Source organism: Pseudomonas palleroniana (genome assembly GCF_022836895.1).
Classification (GTDB): domain Bacteria; phylum Pseudomonadota; class Gammaproteobacteria; order Pseudomonadales; family Pseudomonadaceae; genus Aquipseudomonas; species Aquipseudomonas palleroniana.
The window spans coordinates 2,059,329-2,077,151 of record NZ_CP092411.1; the positions used below are offsets into that span (position 1 = coordinate 2,059,329).

The 17,823-nt window shown below is 61.6% G+C and carries 18 protein-coding genes; 13 read left to right on the forward strand and 5 right to left on the reverse strand.

What is annotated here, in order from left to right; genetic code table 11:
• Positions 1-51: 51 nt before the first annotated feature.
• The 4 genes from MJP36_RS09420 (at position 52) to MJP36_RS09435 (ending at position 4,225) form a co-directional block, all read left to right on the forward strand.
• A complete protein-coding gene (locus tag MJP36_RS09420; RefSeq protein ID WP_090369118.1) occupies positions 52-765 on the forward strand; it encodes a GntR family transcriptional regulator in 714 nt (237 codons plus the stop codon).
• Positions 762-1,763 carry an ADP-ribosylglycohydrolase family protein gene (locus MJP36_RS09425; protein WP_244385225.1) on the forward strand — a complete coding sequence of 334 codons (1,002 nt, stop codon included), beginning with the start codon at positions 762-764 and terminating at the stop codon, positions 1,761-1,763. The genes MJP36_RS09420 and MJP36_RS09425 overlap by 4 nt, the downstream gene beginning before the upstream one ends.
• An 82-nt stretch (positions 1,764-1,845) precedes the next feature.
• Entirely contained in the window at positions 1,846-3,315 is a 1,470-nt protein-coding gene (locus MJP36_RS09430; RefSeq protein ID WP_060756292.1) for a purine-cytosine permease family protein, read from the forward strand.
• Complete coding sequence (locus MJP36_RS09435; protein ID WP_244385226.1) at positions 3,308-4,225, forward strand: PfkB family carbohydrate kinase; 918 nt, start codon at positions 3,308-3,310, stop codon at positions 4,223-4,225. The genes MJP36_RS09430 and MJP36_RS09435 overlap by 8 nt, the downstream gene beginning before the upstream one ends.
• A gap of 52 nt (positions 4,226-4,277) precedes the next feature.
• Here the strand turns inward: MJP36_RS09435 and MJP36_RS09440 are convergent, their stop codons facing one another.
• The 3 genes from MJP36_RS09440 to MJP36_RS09450 are packed head-to-tail and all read right to left on the reverse strand — an operon-like array spanning position 4,278 to position 5,357.
• Positions 4,278-4,658 carry a Rho termination factor N-terminal domain-containing protein gene (locus MJP36_RS09440; protein WP_161549533.1) on the reverse strand — a complete coding sequence of 127 codons (381 nt, stop codon included), beginning with the start codon at positions 4,656-4,658 and terminating at the stop codon, positions 4,278-4,280.
• A 50-nt stretch (positions 4,659-4,708) separates the two neighbouring features.
• Positions 4,709-4,975 carry a hypothetical protein gene (locus MJP36_RS09445; protein ID WP_161549534.1) on the reverse strand — a complete coding sequence of 89 codons (267 nt, stop codon included), beginning with the start codon at positions 4,973-4,975 and terminating at the stop codon, positions 4,709-4,711.
• Between the two features lie 49 nt (positions 4,976-5,024).
• A complete protein-coding gene (locus tag MJP36_RS09450; RefSeq protein ID WP_060756288.1) occupies positions 5,025-5,357 on the reverse strand; it encodes a hypothetical protein in 333 nt (110 codons plus the stop codon).
• Between the two features lie 188 nt (positions 5,358-5,545).
• On the opposite strand from MJP36_RS09450, the gene MJP36_RS09455 reads away from it, so the two are divergent.
• From MJP36_RS09455 to MJP36_RS09480, 6 genes are all read left to right on the forward strand, one after another.
• Positions 5,546-6,025 (forward strand): GNAT family N-acetyltransferase, encoded by a 480-nt coding sequence (locus MJP36_RS09455; RefSeq protein ID WP_060756287.1) that lies wholly within the window; start codon positions 5,546-5,548, stop codon positions 6,023-6,025.
• A 344-nt stretch (positions 6,026-6,369) separates the two neighbouring features.
• Positions 6,370-7,191 (forward strand): SDR family oxidoreductase, encoded by an 822-nt coding sequence (locus MJP36_RS09460; protein WP_161549535.1) that lies wholly within the window; start codon positions 6,370-6,372, stop codon positions 7,189-7,191.
• Positions 7,192-7,223: 32 nt separating this feature from the next.
• Entirely contained in the window at positions 7,224-8,204 is a 981-nt protein-coding gene (locus MJP36_RS09465; protein WP_244385227.1) for a substrate-binding domain-containing protein, read from the forward strand.
• Positions 8,201-9,700 (forward strand): L-arabinose ABC transporter ATP-binding protein AraG, encoded by a 1,500-nt coding sequence (araG, locus tag MJP36_RS09470; protein ID WP_244385614.1) that lies wholly within the window; start codon positions 8,201-8,203, stop codon positions 9,698-9,700. Before MJP36_RS09465 ends, araG begins: the two co-directional genes overlap by 4 nt.
• Positions 9,701-9,717: 17 nt before the next feature.
• Positions 9,718-10,683: an L-arabinose ABC transporter permease AraH gene (araH, locus tag MJP36_RS09475; protein WP_060756340.1), complete on the forward strand. Its 966-nt coding sequence runs from the start codon at positions 9,718-9,720 to the stop codon at positions 10,681-10,683.
• Between the two features lie 81 nt (positions 10,684-10,764).
• Positions 10,765-11,568, forward strand: a complete 804-nt coding sequence (locus MJP36_RS09480) for an IclR family transcriptional regulator (protein WP_060756283.1) — start codon at positions 10,765-10,767, stop codon at positions 11,566-11,568.
• On the opposite strand, the gene MJP36_RS09485 is transcribed toward MJP36_RS09480, so the two are convergent.
• A complete protein-coding gene (locus MJP36_RS09485) occupies positions 11,569-12,621 on the reverse strand; it encodes an NAD(P)-dependent alcohol dehydrogenase (RefSeq protein ID WP_090369133.1) in 1,053 nt (350 codons plus the stop codon).
• A 180-nt stretch (positions 12,622-12,801) separates the two neighbouring features.
• Here MJP36_RS09485 and MJP36_RS09490 point away from each other — a divergent pair, with 180 nt between their 5' ends.
• Entirely contained in the window at positions 12,802-13,695 is an 894-nt protein-coding gene (locus MJP36_RS09490; protein ID WP_060756281.1) for an AraC family transcriptional regulator, read from the forward strand.
• Here MJP36_RS09490 and MJP36_RS09495 read toward each other — a convergent pair.
• Positions 13,692-15,080, reverse strand: a complete 1,389-nt coding sequence (locus tag MJP36_RS09495; RefSeq protein WP_244385228.1) for an aminotransferase-like domain-containing protein — start codon at positions 15,078-15,080, stop codon at positions 13,692-13,694. The two genes, MJP36_RS09490 and MJP36_RS09495, sit on opposite strands and share 4 nt — an antisense overlap.
• Positions 15,081-15,430: 350 nt before the next feature.
• On the opposite strand from MJP36_RS09495, the gene MJP36_RS09500 reads away from it, so the two are divergent.
• Complete coding sequence (locus MJP36_RS09500) at positions 15,431-16,636, forward strand: benzoate/H(+) symporter BenE family transporter (RefSeq protein ID WP_090369137.1); 1,206 nt, start codon at positions 15,431-15,433, stop codon at positions 16,634-16,636.
• Complete coding sequence (locus MJP36_RS09505; RefSeq protein ID WP_244385229.1) at positions 16,633-17,805, forward strand: NAD(P)/FAD-dependent oxidoreductase; 1,173 nt, start codon at positions 16,633-16,635, stop codon at positions 17,803-17,805. Before MJP36_RS09500 ends, MJP36_RS09505 begins: the two co-directional genes overlap by 4 nt.
• The last annotated feature ends 18 nt before the right edge of the window (positions 17,806-17,823 follow it).

Below are 17,823 nucleotides of genomic sequence, written 5' to 3' on the forward strand. Positions count from 1 at the left end.
CTGAAATAATTTGCTTGCGGGAAACCGGCGCTTTCGGCTATCAATTTGTACATGATTAAACATGTTCGATTTGATAAGAAAAAACGCGTCGTCGACGAACTCATCCGCCGGATCGAGGCTGGAGTGATGGCCGACGGTTTCCTGCTCCCCGGCGAGCACCAGTTGGCCGAAGAGTTCGCGGTCAGCCGCGGCACCCTGCGCGAAGCGCTGGCCGAACTCAAGCGGCGCAACTACATCGCCACTCAGAGCGGTGTCGGCTCCATCGTCACCTTTGACGGCATGGCGCTCGACCAACGCAGCGGGTGGGCCCAGGCCCTGGCCGATACGGGCGCGCAGGTGACCACCGATATCCTGCGCCTGGAAGCCGTAACCCGTCCTGACCTGCTCAGCCGTTTCGGCAGCGACCAGTTCATTGCGCTCGACCGCCTGCGCCGCACCCCCGATGGTGTCGCGGTGTCCCTGGAGCGCTCGCTGATGCCCGCTTGCGGTGGTTTGGAAAGCTTGCCCAGTGTCGGCCTGATCGATAACTCACTGACCATCACCTTGGCAGCCTTTGGCTACATAGGCGCCAACGGAGACCAATGGATCGGCGCCGAAGCCTTGAGTGACGACGATGCCGAGTTGCTCGGGCGACCCGCCGGCTGCGTGTTTCTCAAAGCCGCACGCACTACCTACGACCGTCGCGAGCGTTTCATGGAATATGTCGAAAGCTGGCTGGACCCTCTGCATTTTCGTCTGCACCTGCAGTTTGGAGCGTCGAAATGAGCCCGCAAGACCGCGCGCTTGGCGCTTTCTACGGCTTGGCCCTGGGCGATGCCTTGGGGATGCCCACCCAGTCCCTGAGTCGAGAGCAAGTGCGCATGCAATTTGGTGCCATCACCGCTCTGCAAGACGCTCACGCCGACCAGCCTATCGCCCCGAACATGCCGGCCGGTTCGATTACGGATGACACCGAGCAAGCGATCCTGGTCGGTGAGTTACTGGTCGAAGGCCAGGGCAAGATCGACCCCCAGGTGCTCGCCCAACGCCTGATCGACTGGGAAGCAGCCATGCGCGCCAAGGGCTCCCAGGATTTGCTCGGCCCGTCGACCAAGCGCGCGATCGAGATGATCCTCGCCGGCCACACGCCGCAAGAGTCCGGACGCTACGGCACCACCAATGGTGCGGCCATGCGTATTACGCCGGTGGGCATTGCCGCCGACATCCGCGACCCGGCGCAGTTTATCCAGGCGGTGATCCAGGCGTGCCAGGTCACCCATAACACCACGCTGGGTATCTCCAGTGCGGCGTCGGTGGCGGCGGTGGTGTCGGCCGGCATCAACGGCGTGGACCTGGGTGAAGCCTTGAACATCGGCGTCCAGATCGCCCAACAAGCGCAGGACCATGGCTATTGGGTGGCTGGCGGACGCATTTCCACGCGGATCAGTTGGGCGCGCACCTTGAGCGTGGGCAGCGGCGACAAGGCGCTGTTCGCCGACCTGCTTTATGAGTTGATCGGCACCTCCGTGGCGTCCCAGGAATCGGTAGTGGTGTCGTTCGCCCTGGCCCAGCAAGTGGCGGTGGGTGATATGAGCGCATTCGAAGCGCTGTGCCTGGCCGCCAGCCTCGGCGGCGACACTGACACCATCGCCGCGATGCTCGGCGCCATGCTCGGCGCGTGCCTGGGGCTGCAGTGTTGGCCTGAGGCGATGATCGAACAGGTGAAGGTCGTCAATCGTCTGGATCTACAGCCGTTGGTCACAGCCTTGCTCGCCATGCGCTAAGCGCCGCAGGCAAACCTGTGGGAGGGGGCTTGCTCCCACATGAATAAAACAACCATAACAATACCGGCACCAGGAGCTCCCCATGAGCAGCACTTCTTCCGGCCAGAGCGCCGGGCAACTGGAAACACGCGGCATCGAGCCCGTCCCTGAGAGCGAGTGCAACGGCCATCCGCTGCAACTGTTCTGGGTCTGGTTCGCGGCCAATATCAGCATCCTCGGCTTGCCGCTTGGGGCGACCCTGGTGGCGTTCCGTGGCTTGTCCATCTGGCAGGCGATCATTGTCGCCATCCTCGGCGCTGCCGGCTCCTTTGCGGTCGTGGGCATTATCTCGATCGCCGGGCGTCGTGGCCGGGCGCCCAGCCTGACCTTGTCCCGCGCCATCTTCGGCGTGCGCGGCAATATCGGCCCTACGGTGGTGTCGCTGATGTCGCGCCTGGGCTGGGAAACCGTCAACACCACCACGGCGGCCTTTGTGTTGCTGTCGTTGTGTTCGATCCTGTTCCAGTCGCCGGTCGAAGCGAAAAGCGCACCCGTGCTGACCTTGATCTTCATCGCGATTTTCGTGTTGCTGACCTTGTCGGTTTCCGGCCTCGGGCATGCGACGTTGCTGGTGATCCAGAAGTGGGCCACCTACGTGTTTGGCGCCTTGAACATTCTGGTGGGTGGCTTCCTCTGTGCCACCATCGACTGGAGCGCGGTATTCAATGCCACGCCGGCACCGCTGAGCGCGATGATCATCGGCGTCGGCACCATGGCCGCCGGTACCGGGATCGGTTGGGCCAACGCGGGGGCCGACATGTCGCGCTACCAGCATCGCAGCGTCAAGGCCGCGCGCCTGGTGGCGTCCGCCGCGTTTGGCGCGGGGATTCCGCTGGTGCTGTTGATCACTCTCGGGGGGCTGTTGTCGGTGGGTAATCATGACCTGGCCTCGGCCACCGACCCGATCATTGCGATCCGCGACATGTTGCCGACCTGGATGGCCGTGCCCTACCTGATCACCGCCTTTGGCGGGCTGCTGCTGTCGAACAACCTCTCGGTGTACTCGGCCGGGCTCACCACCTTGACCCTCGGCCTCAAGGTCAAGCGCGTGCATGCGGTGATCGTCGACATCGTGGCGATCTTCGCCGGCTCGATTTACTTCATGCTGATCGCCGACAGTTTCTATGGCCCGTTCATCACCTTCATCTCGCTGCTGGCGGTGCCGATTACCGCGTGGGTCGGGATTTTCGTGGTGGACTTGATCCATCGTCACTACTACAGCGCCAAAGACTTGCTGGACGTGAGCCCAAGCAGTGCCTACTGGTATCGCGGTGGCGTGGAGTGGCGTGCATTCGGCGCCTGGGCCGTGGCGATTGTGCTGGGCTTCAGCTTCACCACTATCGGTACCACCGCCGAAAACATCTGGTTCGCCGGGCCGTTGTCCGACTCCTGGCTGGGCCATAACGGCCTGGGCTGGATCGTCACCTTCCTGGTGGCCGGCGGGATCTATGCGGTACTGGGCGGCGCGGCCGACCGTCGCCCCGCGTTACTTGTCGAGAACCACAATGTCTAGATTGCTGCACACCGGCCAGGTCATCGTCGATCTGGTCATGGCGTTGGATACCTTGCCGGCCACGGGCGGCGATGTCTTGGCGCAATCGGCCAGCTTTGAAACCGGTGGTGGCTTCAATGTCATGGCCGCCGCTCGACGTAATGGGATGGCGGCGGTCTATCTGGGCCGACACGGTGACGGACGTTTTGGCGACTTGGCCCGTGCGGCGATGCAGGCCGAGGGCATTGAGATGGCCCTTGCGGCCAGTGCGGGCAAGGACACCGGTTTGTGCGTGTGCCTGACCGAAGCCACCACCGAGCGCACCTTCATCTCCCATATCGGCGTCGAGGGCGAATTGAGCGCCGAGGACTTGGCCAGGGTTCAACCGCAGCTGGACGACTACGTGTACGTCAGCGGCTACAGCTTGTTGCTGGAGGGCAAGGCGCAGCCGCTGGTGGACTGGTTGCTGGCGCTGCCCCGGGCGATCACGGTGGTGTTTGACCCTGGCCCGCTGGTAAAGACGCGAGACTCGGCCCCGATGCGTGCACTGTTGCCGCGTATCGATATCTGGACCAGCAATGGTCCCGAAGCCCTGGCATTTACCGGTGCGCCGCAGATTGCAGGCGCATTGCCACAGCTGAGCCGACTCCTGCCTGCCGGAGCATTGCTGGTGGTACGCGATGGGCCGAATGGATGCTGGGTCGGGCGCTCGGGAGCAGTGGAGCAGGTGCCCGGTTTTAAAGTGCAGGCCGTGGACAGTAACGGCGCCGGGGATGCGCATGCGGGCGTGTTGATTGCCGGCTTGGCCAATGGCCTGAATCCTGTTTCGGCGGCACGACGGGCGAATGCGGCGGCGGCATTGGCGGTAACGCGCTGGGGGCCGGCGACGTCTCCCGGCACCGCTGAAGTCGACGCGTTAGTCGCGCAATAAATGGGGGAGGGGGCATGCCCCTCCCTTATTTGGAACGGCTTTAGAACTGCGCTCAGCCCGCTTTACGCAGCGCTTCGATCAATTGATCCTTGCGCATGCTCGACCGACCAGGAATATCCTTGGCCCGCGCTTCCTTCAACAAGCTCTCCTTGGTCTGGGTTTCCAGCGAAGCACGGCTGCTGCGCGGGTGCCCCTGACGCGAGGCGGCGGCGCGCTTGGCCGACTCATGCCGGTCCTCGGCTTTCTGGGCAGAGGGCTTGCGCCGGCCCGACCCGCCCGCCTTTTCGCCACCGCCGGACTGCTTGTTCACAGTGGCCCAGGCGCGGGCTTCAGCCTCTTCCTTGGACAGGCCCTTGTGCTCATAACTCTCCTCGATACGCGTGGCTTTACGCTTTTGTGCGGCGGTGTATTTGGCTTTGCTTCCAAGAGGCATTGCGATACTCCTCCTGGCCCCGGCAGCGGGGCCAGACCAGACAAAATGAATTACTGCGGGCGGTTACCGTCGAGCTTGCGCGCTTCATCAACGCCAGAAGCGGTCAGCTTGATCGGCAGGTTCAACGAATATTCACCGGCATCGTCGGTGGTCACATGCCCATCCTTGATAAACCCGCGCTCCTGCAGGAAGGCCAGGACACTGGCCACCTCCTTTTCGCCGCGGTAGTTATCCAGCACCTCCTTGCCCAGACCGTTCGGGTGAGCGTGCAGCAGGCGGGTGAGGACTTCTTTCTCAAGGTTTCTATCGACGTTCATGTGTACCTCTTCACTGGGGAATGATCGGGTGTTCGTCATGCTCGCGGGGTCAAGGCGCAGGCTGTTTCGGTGCGCCAGGAATATTGCTGTCGTCGCCTTTGTTCACTTTGGGTTCGGCATTCACACCCGGGCCCATCTTGCCATTGCCCACGGCAGGCGGCGCCTGGCGCTGGGTATCGTTGCCCTGGGTACGTGGGTCGGCACCGGCGCCGTTATCGATGATCGCGCCGCCGTTGGTGTCCATGCCGGTGCCCATGGATTTTTGCGATTCGCTGGTGGCCGGGTTGGTCGGCCCTGTGGAGGAGGTCGCGGCAAACGCGCTCAGCGCAGTGGCAGACAGCAGGCCGGTGAGGGCAAGGGCGGCAAACTTGGAATGCTTCATGGGGATGTCTCCATAGAGTTAATGTCCTTACCTCTTATTGGTCCGCCCCGGTTTGTGGATCGTGCCTTGCTGACGACGAGCGGTAGCGGGGCACCTGTAAAATTTTGTGTGGCAGGCCGCCAATTGCCCTGCAATCAGTCATCAAAGCCCCTTAGTATGTGTGCTTTGAAATTGTCCAAGGCCTGCCCATGACCATCGAGATTCGCCCCGCCGTGCCCAGCGATGCTGCGCAGATCCTGACGTTTATCACCGAGCTTGCCGAATACGAAAAGGCCCGGCATGAAGTCATCGCCAGCGTGGCGGATATCGAGCGCAGCCTGTTCAGCGAGGGCGCCACGGCCCATGGCTTGATGTGCCTGCGCGACGGCTTGCCGATCGGCTTTGCGGTGTTCTTCTTCAGCTACTCCACCTGGCTTGGCAGCAACTGCCTGTACCTCGAAGACCTGTACATCAATCCCGAACAGCGCGGAGGCGGAGCCGGCAAGAAGTTGTTGCGCCACCTGGCAAAGATCGCCTGCGACAACGGTTGCGGGCGTTTCGAGTGGAGCGTGTTGGACTGGAACGAACCGGCCATCGCCTTCTATAAATCCATCGGCGCCCAACCGCAGGAAGAATGGGTGCGCTACCGCATGGAAGGCGACGCTCTGCGCGACTTCGCCCAGGGCTGACCCGCCCTAATGTGAGAGGGGGCTTGCCCTAATGCCTGTCAGTTAAGCGATAAAGCGAGCGATGGATAAATTGTGGGAGGGGCGGTGCGACGATTCGACTTGCTCCCGATAGCGGTGTGTCAGGTTCAGAAACCGTGACTGACACACCGCTATCGGGAGCAAGCCCCCTCCCACAGTGACAGCGTTAAGCTTTAACTGACTGGCATTAGGGCTTGCCTCCTCTCACATTATTTTTATTTTTTCTCACTATATGGGATGTAAATTTATATATTGAGATGTCTCGAAAGATGGGTTTATAGTCGCCTGCATCAGCACTCACTACCAAAAATAAAACAGGTGAAGCGATGCAGTCCCAACCGTTGTCATTGCCTGCGGTGCCCGAGCCTACCTATGGCGAGCGCCTGAACAACAAAGTGGTGATCGTCACCGGGGCCGCCCAAGGCATTGGCGAGGCGATCGTGGCCTGCTTCCAGGCCCAGCAGGCGCGGTTGGTCATTGCCGATGTGCAGGCGGAAAAGGTCGAGCAAGTCGCCGCCCACTGGCGTGAGCGTGGCGCGCAAATCGTCGCGCAGCCGGTCGATATCACTTCCAAAGAGCAGTGGCAGGCACTGGTCAATGTGGCCATCGAGCGTTTCGGTCGCGTCGATGTGCTGGTCAACTGCGCCGGGGTCAATGTGTTCCGTGACCCACTGCAGATGACCGACGAGGACTGGCGCCGCTGCTTCGCCATCGACCTCGACGGTGCCTGGTTCGGTTGTCGCGCCGTGTTGCCGCACATGATCGAGCAGGGCATCGGCAACATCATCAATATCGCCTCCACCCATTCCAGCCACATTATTCCCGGTTGCTTTCCTTATCCTGTGGCCAAACACGGCCTGCTCGGCCTGACCCGTGCGCTGGGCATCGAATATGCGCCCAAGGGCATCCGCGTCAATGCCATCGCCCCGGGCTATATCGAAACCCAACTCAACGTCGACTACTGGAACGGTTTCCCCGACCCCCAGGCCGAACGCCAGCGCGCCTTCGACCTGCACCCGCCCAAGCGCATCGGCCAGCCCATCGAGGTGGCGATGACCGCGCTGTTCCTGGCGACTGACGAAGCGCCCTTTATCAATGCGACCTGCCTGATGATCGATGGCGGGCGTTCTGTGATGTACCACGACTAAAGCGTTTCCCAAGAATAAGAAGGAGGTGGTTCATGCTTAAGAAAACACTCGGCACGCTGGCGCTCGCCGTCGCTTTCAGCGGCTTTGTATCGGCCGAAGAAGTGAAGATCGGCTTCTTGGTCAAGCAGGCCGAAGAGCCCTGGTTCCAGACCGAATGGGCGTTTGCCGAGAAGGCCGGCAAGGAGCACGGTTTTACCGTGATCAAGATTGCCGTGCCGGACGGCGAGAAAACCCTCTCGGCCATCGACAGCCTGGCCGCCAACGGCGCCAAGGGCTTTGTGATTTGCCCGCCGGATGTGTCGCTTGGCCCGGCTATCGTCAGCAAGGCCAAGGTCAATGGCTTGAAAGTGATGGCCGTGGATGATCGCTTTGTCGATGCAAAGGGCAACTTCATGGAAGACGTGCCGTACCTGGGCATGGCGGCCTTCGAAGTGGGCCAGAAGCAGGGCGCCGCGATGGCCGCCGAAGCGAAAAAACGCGGCTGGGACTGGAAGGAGACGTACGCGATCATCAACACCTATAACGAACTCGATACCGGCAAGAAACGCACTGACGGTTCGATCAAATCCCTGGAAGAGGCGGGCATTCCCAAGGACCACATCCTCACCGCCGCGCTCAAGACGCTCGACGTTCCCGGCAGCATGGACGCCACCAACTCGGCCCTGGTCAAGCTGCCCAGCGGCGCGAAGAACCTGATCATCGGCGGCATGAACGACAACACCGTGCTCGGCGGCGTGCGCGCCACCGAAAGCGCCGGCTTCAAGGCGGCCAACGTGATCGGCATCGGTATCAATGGCACCGATGCCATTGGCGAGTTGAAAAAGCCCGACAGCGGCTTCTTCGGTTCCATGCTGCCCAGCCCGCATATCGAGGGCTACAACACGGCGCTGGCGATGTACGAGTGGGTCACGACGGGTAAAGAACCGGCAAAGTACACGGCCATGGATGAAGTGACGCTGATCACCCGCGCCAACTTCCAGCAGGAACTGACCAAGATCGGTCTGTGGAAATGACCGGCGCGGCCTTGCGCTTCAATGGCATCGGCAAGGAGTTTCCCGGGGTCAAGGCTCTGGCGCAGATCAGCTTTGAAGCACGGCCGCACACGGTCCACGCGCTGATGGGCGAGAACGGCGCAGGCAAGTCGACGCTGCTGAAAATATTGGGCGGTGCCTACATCCCCAGCAGCGGCACGGTGCAGATCGGCGAGCAGACCATGGCCTTCAAATGCGCCGCCGACAGCATTGCCAGTGGTGTCGCGGTGATCCACCAGGAGTTGCACCTGGTGCCGGAAATGAGCGTGGCCGAGAACCTGTTCCTCGGGCATTTGCCGACGCGCTTTGGCGTGGTCAATCGAGGCCAGCTGCGCAAGCAGGCGCTGGCGTGCCTCAAGGGTCTGGCCGATGAGATCGACCCGGACGAAAAGCTGGGACGCCTGTCGCTCGGCCAGCGCCAACTGGTGGAAATCGCCAAGGCATTGTCCCGTGGCGCCCATGTGATTGCCTTCGACGAGCCGACCAGCAGCCTGTCGGCGCGGGAGATCGACCGCTTGATGGCGATCATCACGCGCCTGCGTGATGAGGGCAAAGTGGTGCTGTACGTGTCGCACCGCATGGAAGAGGTGTTCCGTATTTGCGACGCGGTGACGGTGTTCAAGGACGGCCGCTTCGTGCGCACGTTTGATGACATGCGGGCGCTGACCCATGACCAGTTGGTGACCTGCATGGTCGGGCGGGACATCCAGGACATCTACGATTATCGCCCGCGTGAGCAGGGCCAGGTGGCGCTCAAGGTCGATGAGCTGCTTGGCCCCGGCTTGCGTGAGCCGGTCAGTTTCCAGGTGCATCAGGGCGAGATCCTCGGCCTGTTCGGGCTGGTCGGGGCAGGGCGCACCGAGCTGCTGCGCTTGCTCAGCGGTTTGACCCGCAGTAGCGCCGGGCGCCTGGCGCTGTGCGGGGAAACACTGCAATTGCATTCACCTCGCGACGCGATCACCGCCGGGGTGTTGCTGTGCCCGGAGGATCGCAAGAAGGAAGGCATCATCCCGCTGTCCAGCGTGGCCGAGAACATCAACATCAGTGCCCGGGGTGCGCATTCGAGGTTTGGCTGGTTACTGCGCGAAGGTTGGGAAAAAGGCAACGCCGACCAACAGATCAAGGCGATGAAGGTCAAGACGCCGAATGCCGAGCAGAAAATCCTGTACCTCTCCGGCGGCAACCAGCAGAAGGCCATTCTCGGCCGCTGGCTGTCGATGCCGATGAAAGTGCTGCTGCTGGATGAGCCCACGCGCGGCATCGATATCGGCGCCAAGTCGGAGATTTACCAGATCATCCATAACCTGGCGGCGAGCGGTATTGCGGTGATCGTGGTGTCCAGCGACTTGATGGAAGTGATGGGCATCAGCGACCGCATCCTGGTGATGAGCGAAGGCGCCCTGACCGGCGCATTGCCCCGCGAGCAGGCGGATGAAGCACGGCTGTTGCAACTGGCTCTCCCGCGCTCGCGGGCTTGAAGAATGCGAGGTGAATGATGTCCGAAGTAAAAACTGCAAAAGGCTTCTGGCCGGGCTTCAACCAGCGCAAGTTCCTCGATGACTGGGTGATGCTGTTGGCGGCGCTGGGCATCTTTGTGCTCAGTGCGCTGTTTATCGACAACTTCCTCTCGCCCCTGAATATGCGTGGCCTGGGCCTGGCGATTTCCACCGTGGGCATTGCGGCGTGCACCATGCTGTTCTGCCTGGCGTCGGGGCACTTCGACTTGTCGGTGGGTTCAGTGATCGCCTGCGCCGGAGTGGTCGCGGCCATCGTCATGCGCGATACCGACAGCGTGATGCTGGGCATCGGCGCGGCCTTGTTGATGGGGCTGATCGTCGGGCTGATCAATGGCATCGTCATTGCCAAGTTGCGCATCAACGCGTTGATCACGACGCTGGCGACCATGCAGATCGTGCGCGGCCTGGCCTACATCTTCTCCAACGGCAAGGCGGTGGGGGTGATGGATGAAGGCTTCTTCGTGTTCGGCAACGGCCAATTGATGGGCGTGCCGGTGCCGATCATCATCACCGTGGTGTGTTTTGTGTTCTTCGGCTGGCTGCTCAACTACACCACTTACGGGCGCAACACCATGGCCATCGGTGGCAACCAGGAAGCGGCGTTGCTGGCTGGGGTGAACGTCGATCGTACCAAGATCATCATCTTTGCCGTGCACGGTCTGATCGGCGCCCTGGCCGGGGTGATCCTGGCCTCGCGCATGACCTCGGGCCAACCGATGATCGGCCAGGGGTTCGAGCTGACGGTGATCTCCGCCTGCGTGCTGGGCGGGGTGTCGTTGAGTGGCGGTATCGGCATGATCCGGCATGTGATTGCCGGGGTGTTGATTCTGGCGATCATCGAGAATGCGATGAACCTGAAAAACATCGACACGTTCTACCAATACGTGATCCGCGGTTCGATCCTGTTGCTGGCGGTGATCATTGACCGCCTGAAACAACGCTGACCCCACATTGGATCTGCACTGTATTGACGCCCGGTATTTGCCATAATGCCGCTCGTTTTCGTACCACCACATAGGCCCGATATGCAGGAAAACGCCCACACCCCCGTCAAAGACGCCGCCCCCACCGGCACCCAGACCCTGCTGCGTGGCCTGGGCGTGGTGCAGGCGGTGGCGGCCGGTGCGCGCGACTTGAAGGAAATCGCCAAGCGCATTGGCACCACCCGCAGTACCACCCACCGCCTGGCCAGTTGCCTGGTGGAGGAGCGTTACCTGCGCGTGGTGCCGCAAGTCGGTTATCTGCTGGGGCCGAAGTTGATTGAACTGGGGTTCCAGGCCCGCGAAGAGTTGCCGTTGGTGACCTTGGCCGTGCCGTATCTGGACGAGCTGTCGGCCCTGACCGGAGACACCATCCACCTGGCGATTCGTGAATACGACGACGTGCTCTACCTGCATAAGAACCCCGGCCGCAATGGCCCGGAAATGCGCTCGCGGGTCGGCCATCGCATGCCGTTGGCGCGTACCGGTATCGGCAAGGCGCTGCTGTTGGATGACAGCGTAGAAGAGTGGCAGCGCCTGTACGAAGTCAGCTTGCCGGCCAGTGGTAAAAGCCAGGCATGGCCGCAACATCCGGAGCAATCCTGGGCGCAGTTCGAGCAGCGCATGCGGGAATATGTGGTGGGAGGGTATGCGTTCGATCTGGAAGACAACGAACCGTCGATCCGTTGTGTGGCGGCCCCGGTGCGCGACGCCAGCCGGCGAATCGTCGCCGGCATCAGCATCGCCAGTACCGTGCCCTATATGCCGCTGGAAAAAATGGCCGAGCTGATCCCTGTGGTCAAACAGGTCGCAGCCCGGCTGTCGGCGGAGTTGGGCGCGAAAGCCTGATCAGGCTTTCAGGGTCGCCATGTCGATGACAAAGCGGTACTTCACATCACCGGCGATCATGCGGGTGTAAGCCTCGTTGATCTGGCGGATGTCGAGCATTTCGATATCGCACGTGATGTTGTGCTCTGCGCAGAAATCCAGCACTTCCTGGGTTTCGGCAATGCCGCCGATCAACGAACCGGCCAGCACCTTGCGCCCCAGCACCAACTTGGCCGCATTCACTGGCGGGTCCACCGGCTCGATCAGGCCGACCAGGATGTGCACGCCGTCAAAGCGCAGTACGTCGAGGTAGGGGTTCAGGTCGTGCTGCACGGGGATGGTGTCGAGCAGGAAGTCGAAGCTGCCGGCGGCGGCTTTCATCTGCTCGGCATCGGTGGACACGATCACGTGATCGGCGCCCTGGCGACGGCCTTCTTCGGCCTTGCTCGCCGAGCGGGTAAACAGGGTCACTTCAGCGCCCATGGCCTTGGCGAACTTGATGCCCATATGGCCCAGGCCACCCATGCCGAGCACGCCGACTTTATCGCCGGCCTTCACGCCGTAATGCTTGAGCGGCGAGTAGGTGGTGATGCCGGCGCAGAGGATCGGCGCGGCGCTGGCCAGGTCGAGCGTGGCCGGGATCTTCACCACAAAGTGCTCGCTGACCACGATGCTGTCCGAGTAGCCGCCCATGGTGTTGCTGCCGTCTACGCGGTCCGGGGTGGCATAGGTCATGGTCGGACCTTCCAGGCAGTATTGCTCCAGGTCGGATTTGCACGCCTCGCAGTGGCGGCACGAGTCGACCATGCAGCCCACGCCGACCAGGTCGCCGACTTTATGCGCGGTGACGTTGGCGCCGATGGCGGTGACCTTGCCGACGATCTCGTGGCCCGGCATCAGCGGGTACACGGCGATGCCCCATTCGTTGCGGGCCTGGTGGATGTCGGAGTGGCAGACGCCGCAGTAGAGAATCTCGATGGCCACGTCATCGGCGCGCGGGCTGCGGCGCTGGAACGACATGGGGGCGAGGGGAGTGGTGGCCGACTGGGCGGCATAACCGATGGCGGTGTACATGGTGAACCTCGCAAAAGGAATGAACAGGGAGGTGGCGCATTCTGCGCGCCGACCCTGGGAGCGAACATGGCAAATGCTCCGAGTCTCATGCCTATTCGTCCGGGAGTGCCCCCGGTTTGGATTCATTGGCCGCCAGACCTGCGATGATGTTCTCATCCCTTGTTCACGAAGTTTTTTGCCATGTTGTTGACTCGCCATCTCGATGCCAACGCGACGTTGGTTGCCTTGATTGAGGGGCTGGCGCCCCGCGACGGTTTTTCGCCCACTCATTTGCCTGGCGTGCAGCTTCTGCGCGCCAGTTGTGATGTGGCGCGTGGGCCGCAGATCTATGAACCGAGCCTGATGTTCGTCGCCCAAGGCAGCAAGGTCGCCTACCTTGGGCCGCGCACGTTGGAGTACGGCGCCGGGCACTACTTGATCCAGGCGATGCCGGTGCCGTTCGAGTGCGAGACGTTCGCCATGGCTGCGGATGCGCCGCTGCTGGGTGTGACGGTGGGCATTGACCGCGTCGTGCTGGGCGAGTTGGTCATGGCCATGGGCATTCAGGCCGGGCCGCCGCCGACGGCGCAGACGCTGGAGTCGATGAGTTCGGTGGTGTTGGATGATGCCATGCGCGGATGTGTCGAGCGGCTGCTGGAGTGCCTGCACGATCCGCTGGAAAGCCGGATCCTGGGGCCGGCGCGGGTGCGCGAGTTATTGTTCACTGCGTTGCGCGGGCCGCAGGCCGATGTACTGCGCGCACTGGTGGAACAGCAGGGGCAGTTTTCACGGATTGCCACCTCGCTCAATCACCTGCATGCCCATTACGCCGAGCCGCTGAATATCGAGACCCTGGCGGGCTATGCGCACATGAGTGCGTCGACGTTTCATGAGCACTTCAAGCGCTGCACCTTGTTGTCGCCGGTGCAGTATCTGAAGCGTCTGCGTTTGCTCAAGGCCCAGCAGTTACTGTTGGTGGAGGGCATGGGCGTGGCGCAGGCGGCGCACAGTGTGGGGTACCAGAGCACGTCGCAGTTCAGCCGGGAATACAAACGCTACTTTTTGCGCAATCCGGGCGAAGAGCGAGCGGCCTAGTAATAACGTCGCGGGTCGGACTCGATCAGGCTGGCCAATTTGGTCAGGGCAAAGCGCAGTTCGTCCTGGCTGGTGGATGACATCAGCACCAGTCGCACGCTGCGCGTGACCCCGGAACGTTCGGCCTGGAACTGCGTACCACTGAGTACCAGCACGCCATTGGCGCGCGCCAGCATGGTGAATTCGTCGCTGGTCCAAGGCTCCGGCAGTGTCAGCCAGACATGGTAGGAGTACGGCTGGGTCTTGAGTTCGAAGTTGGCGAAGATCTCCTGGGCAATCGCCTGCCTGCCGGCGGCTTCGTTGCGCTGGATGCGCATCAGTTTTTTGTCCAGGCCTTCGGTGATGACATTGCTGGCCAGTTGCGCGGTCAGCGGCGATGGCATCCATACGCTGCTGCGCACCATCGACGTGAGGCGTGAAAGTAGTTTTGGCGGGCTATAGAGATAGCCGATGCGCAGCGCGGGCATCACTGACTTCGACAGGCTGGTGAGGTACACCGAGCGATCCGGGGCAAACGCCGACAGGGGTTTGATTGACGGGTCGGTGGCGAGGAAACCATAGATGTCATCGTCGAGAATGATGAAGTCGAACTCCTCCGCCAGCGCCGCGATTTGTGCCCGGCGTCGTTGCGACATGATCGCCGCCGTCGGGTTCTGACAGGTCGCCACGCACACCAGCATGGCGGGTTTTTCGCGCTGGCACAGCTCGCGCAACGCCTCGGGAATGATCCCTTCATCGTCCATCGGCACGCCACGCAGGCGGCGTTCAAGGCCGTGGGCCAGGGAAATGATGCCGGGATAGCAGAGTTCTTCGCACAGCACCAAGTCGCCGGCGTTGGTCAGGGCACTCATTGCGACCATCAAGCCGTGCTGGGCGCCGGCGGTGATGATCACCTGCTGCCATTGTGCGTCGGGCAACGAATGCCGCAGCCACTGCGCCCCCGCCTCACGGTGTGCCGGGTGCCCGCCGTCTGGCGCGTAATCCAGGGCTCGGGCGAAATCGGTGCTCTTGGCCAAACCCACGAGTGCATCGCGCAGCCAGTATTCCAGGGTTTCGCTGGAGGGCTTGATGATCGAAAGATCGAGCAGTTCGGACTGACCCAGGTTCAGTGTTGCAGCGCTGTTACTGGCGGGCAGCTCCAGCTGTTTTTGATTGAGCACATACGTGCCGCGCCCCACTTCCCCCTGCACCAGCTTACGCCGATGAGCTTCGCTATAGGCCCGGCTGATGGTGCCCGGTGTGACATTCAGCGTCGTGGCCAGCTCCCGCAAGGTCGGAAGACGGTCACCCTCGCTCAACACGCCGTTATTGATATCGCGCGCCAACGCATCGGCAATCGACAAATACATCGGCTGGTTGAACTCGCTTAGCTGGGGAACCCACATGAATGATCACTGCCCATCGTAGAAATGATGAATATCCGAGCATATCACATGGAGGTTAGACAACTGATAAATCGAGCTAATTTGTGGATTGAGTCGATTGATATCGTGATTGAGTCGCAGGGGATTCAGCAAGGGTGATATTTTTTTTTAATAAAATAGCTAATTAAATCAACTTGTTATTATGTTTATTGGGCGAAAATCAAGACCGCCGGCAAAAAAACATCTCGTAACAACCTCGCTGCCTATTGAATCAATTCAATTCATTCAAATACACTCGTCTCGAATCGAATCAATCGACTCAATCAATCCACTGATCACTGCGCGACTCCGCCGCGCCAAGTCGAGACATCATGGACACACTCAGAAAGGATCTATCCCTGTCAGCCGTCATCGCGGGCTTCATCGCCGTGATCATTTCGTATGCCGGCCCCTTGATCATCGTGTTTCAGGCGGCCAAGGAAGCGCACCTGCCCAATGACGTGGTGTCTTCATGGATCTGGGCGATTTCCATCGGTAGCGGCATCACCGGTCTGTTCCTGAGCTGGCGCCTGCGGGTACCGGTCATTACGGCATGGTCAACACCGGGGGCGGCGCTGCTGGTGTCGATGCTGCCCACTGTGACCCTGCCGCAGGCTATCGGTGCGTACGTGGTGGCGTCGGTGATCATTGCGCTCGTCGGTTTGTCCGGCGCGTTCGACAAGCTGATGAGTCGACTGCCCAAAGCGATCGCCGCCGCCATGCTGGCGGGCATTCTGTTTCGCTTTGGCGCTGAACTGTTTACCTCGATCAAGCTGCAGCCGGCGCTGGTGCTGTCGATGATCGCGGCCTACTTGATGTTCAAACGCTTTTCGCCGCGCTACGCCATTCTGTCGGTGTTGATTATCGGGTGTGCCGTAGCCGCCTCGTTTGGCGAGCTCAACAGCGGTGCAATCACCATCGCCGTGGCACATCCGGTGTTTATTGCGCCGGAGTGGAACTGGCACGCGATCATCAACATCGGCCTGCCGCTGGCGCTGGTGACACTGACCGGCCAATACGTGCCGGGCATGGCCGTGTTGCGCACTTCGGGCTACAACACCCCGGCGCGTTCGATCATCTCGGTCACGGCCATCGGTTCGGTCCTGATGGCACCGTTCGGCTCCCACGGCTTCAACCTCGCTGCGATTACCGCCGCTATCTGCACCGGCCGCGAAGCCCATGAAAACCGCGATAAACGCTACATCGCGGGGATCGCATGCGGGGTGTTCTACATCCTGATGGGGACCTTTGGCGCGACCCTGGCCTCCGTGTTTTCCGCACTGCCCAAAGAATTGATTGCGTCGCTGGCCGGCCTGGCGCTGTTCGGTGCAATCAGTGCCGGGCTCACCGGTGCCATGGCGGACGAGAAACAACGGGAGGCGGCATTGATTACCTTTTTGGTGACGGCGTCGGGCATGAGTTTCCTCGGTCTGGCCGCAGCGTTCTGGGGCCTGATTTTTGGCCTGGTGGCGCACTTCGTGTTGACGTACACCCGGGAAAGCAAAGCTGCCGCATTGGCCGAGGGCAGCCGACCATGAGCGCCTGTTATGACTTTATTGTGGTGGGCGGTGGCATCGCCGGGGTGTCTGCGGCGTATGAGCTGGCGGCCCATGGCAGTGTCTGCCTGCTCGAGCGCGAACAGCAGTTGGCCTATCACACCACCGGCCGCTCGGCGGCCATTTCCATGGAAAGCTATGGCAACCAGCAGATCCGCTCGCTGACCTGTGCTTCCCGGCGTTTTTTCGAGAGCCCGCCCGAAGGCCTGGCCGAACACCCGTTATGGTCGCCACGCGGCGCGTTGATCGTGGCGCAGGCCACGCGAGTGGAGGCACTGACGGCGCGTTTGCGTGCCGTGCTCGAGCAGGTGCCGAGCGCCAGGCTCCTTGACGATAAGCAGGTGCTGGAGCTGGCGCCGTACCTGGCCGAAGGCGTCTGGAGCGCCGGTATCTACGAACCCAGCGCTTTCGATCTGGATGTGCATGGCATTCACGGCGCCTACCTCGGTGGCTTTCGAGCTCGCGGCGGTGTGATCAAGCGTGAGGCCGAGGTGGTGCGCGGCGAACATCGTAACGGTCATTGGGCCCTGCATACCGCTGACGGCCAACGGTTGGAAGCGGCCGTCGTGGTCAACGCCGCCGGCGCCTGGGCCGATGAGCTCGCCGAGCGCTGCGGTATGGAAAAGGTCGGTGTGCGGCCGCTGCGTCGCACGGTGCTGGCCGTTGACCCGCACTGTGACGTGCACCACACGCCTTACCTGGGCACCATTGACGAAGATATTTTCATCAAGCCCGAAGCCGGGCGTCTGATCGTTTCGCCCTGTGATGAAAGCCCCTCGCTGCCCTGCGATGCGTTGCCGGAAGAACTGGATCTGGCCATCACGATGGACCGCCTGCAAAGCACAACGCGTTTGCGTCCACGCTCGATCATCAACAAGTGGGCGGGCCTGCGCACTTTTGTCGCTGACCGCTCCCCGGTACTCGGCCAAGACCCGCAGCAAGAAAGCTTTATCTGGCTGGCCGCGCTGGGTGGCTACGGCATTCAGGCTGCGCCGGCCATTGCCCGGTTGTGCAGCCACGCAGCGCTGGGCATCGCCATGCCGGCGGACCTCGCGGCGCTGAAACTCAACTACCAGCATTTTTCCCCGTCCCGTTGCCGTGACGAGGATTTTTCAGGCCTGGCCGTCACACAGGTTGCCGATTTGCACTAACCCCAACCCGCTTAACAA

Bases quoted from the DNA above. Each gene is read 5' to 3' on its own strand.
- MJP36_RS09420 (WP_090369118.1), top strand. From the start codon at position 52: ATGATTAAACATGTTCGATTTGATAAGAAAAAACGCGTCGTCGACGAA.
- MJP36_RS09425 (WP_244385225.1), top strand. From the start codon at position 762: ATGAGCCCGCAAGACCGCGCGCTTGGCGCTTTCTACGGCTTGGCCCTG.
- MJP36_RS09430 (WP_060756292.1), top strand. From the start codon at position 1,846: ATGAGCAGCACTTCTTCCGGCCAGAGCGCCGGGCAACTGGAAACACGC.
- MJP36_RS09435 (WP_244385226.1), top strand. From the start codon at position 3,308: ATGTCTAGATTGCTGCACACCGGCCAGGTCATCGTCGATCTGGTCATG.
- MJP36_RS09440 (WP_161549533.1), bottom strand. From the start codon at position 4,658: ATGCCTCTTGGAAGCAAAGCCAAATACACCGCCGCACAAAAGCGTAAA.
- MJP36_RS09445 (WP_161549534.1), bottom strand. From the start codon at position 4,975: ATGAACGTCGATAGAAACCTTGAGAAAGAAGTCCTCACCCGCCTGCTG.
- MJP36_RS09450 (WP_060756288.1), bottom strand. From the start codon at position 5,357: ATGAAGCATTCCAAGTTTGCCGCCCTTGCCCTCACCGGCCTGCTGTCT.
- MJP36_RS09455 (WP_060756287.1), top strand. From the start codon at position 5,546: ATGACCATCGAGATTCGCCCCGCCGTGCCCAGCGATGCTGCGCAGATC.
- MJP36_RS09460 (WP_161549535.1), top strand. From the start codon at position 6,370: ATGCAGTCCCAACCGTTGTCATTGCCTGCGGTGCCCGAGCCTACCTAT.
- MJP36_RS09465 (WP_244385227.1), top strand. From the start codon at position 7,224: ATGCTTAAGAAAACACTCGGCACGCTGGCGCTCGCCGTCGCTTTCAGC.
- araG (WP_244385614.1), top strand. From the start codon at position 8,201: ATGACCGGCGCGGCCTTGCGCTTCAATGGCATCGGCAAGGAGTTTCCC.
- araH (WP_060756340.1), top strand. From the start codon at position 9,718: ATGTCCGAAGTAAAAACTGCAAAAGGCTTCTGGCCGGGCTTCAACCAG.
- MJP36_RS09480 (WP_060756283.1), top strand. From the start codon at position 10,765: ATGCAGGAAAACGCCCACACCCCCGTCAAAGACGCCGCCCCCACCGGC.
- MJP36_RS09485 (WP_090369133.1), bottom strand. From the start codon at position 12,621: ATGTACACCGCCATCGGTTATGCCGCCCAGTCGGCCACCACTCCCCTC.
- MJP36_RS09490 (WP_060756281.1), top strand. From the start codon at position 12,802: ATGTTGTTGACTCGCCATCTCGATGCCAACGCGACGTTGGTTGCCTTG.
- MJP36_RS09495 (WP_244385228.1), bottom strand. From the start codon at position 15,080: ATGTGGGTTCCCCAGCTAAGCGAGTTCAACCAGCCGATGTATTTGTCG.
- MJP36_RS09500 (WP_090369137.1), top strand. From the start codon at position 15,431: ATGGACACACTCAGAAAGGATCTATCCCTGTCAGCCGTCATCGCGGGC.
- MJP36_RS09505 (WP_244385229.1), top strand. From the start codon at position 16,633: ATGAGCGCCTGTTATGACTTTATTGTGGTGGGCGGTGGCATCGCCGGG.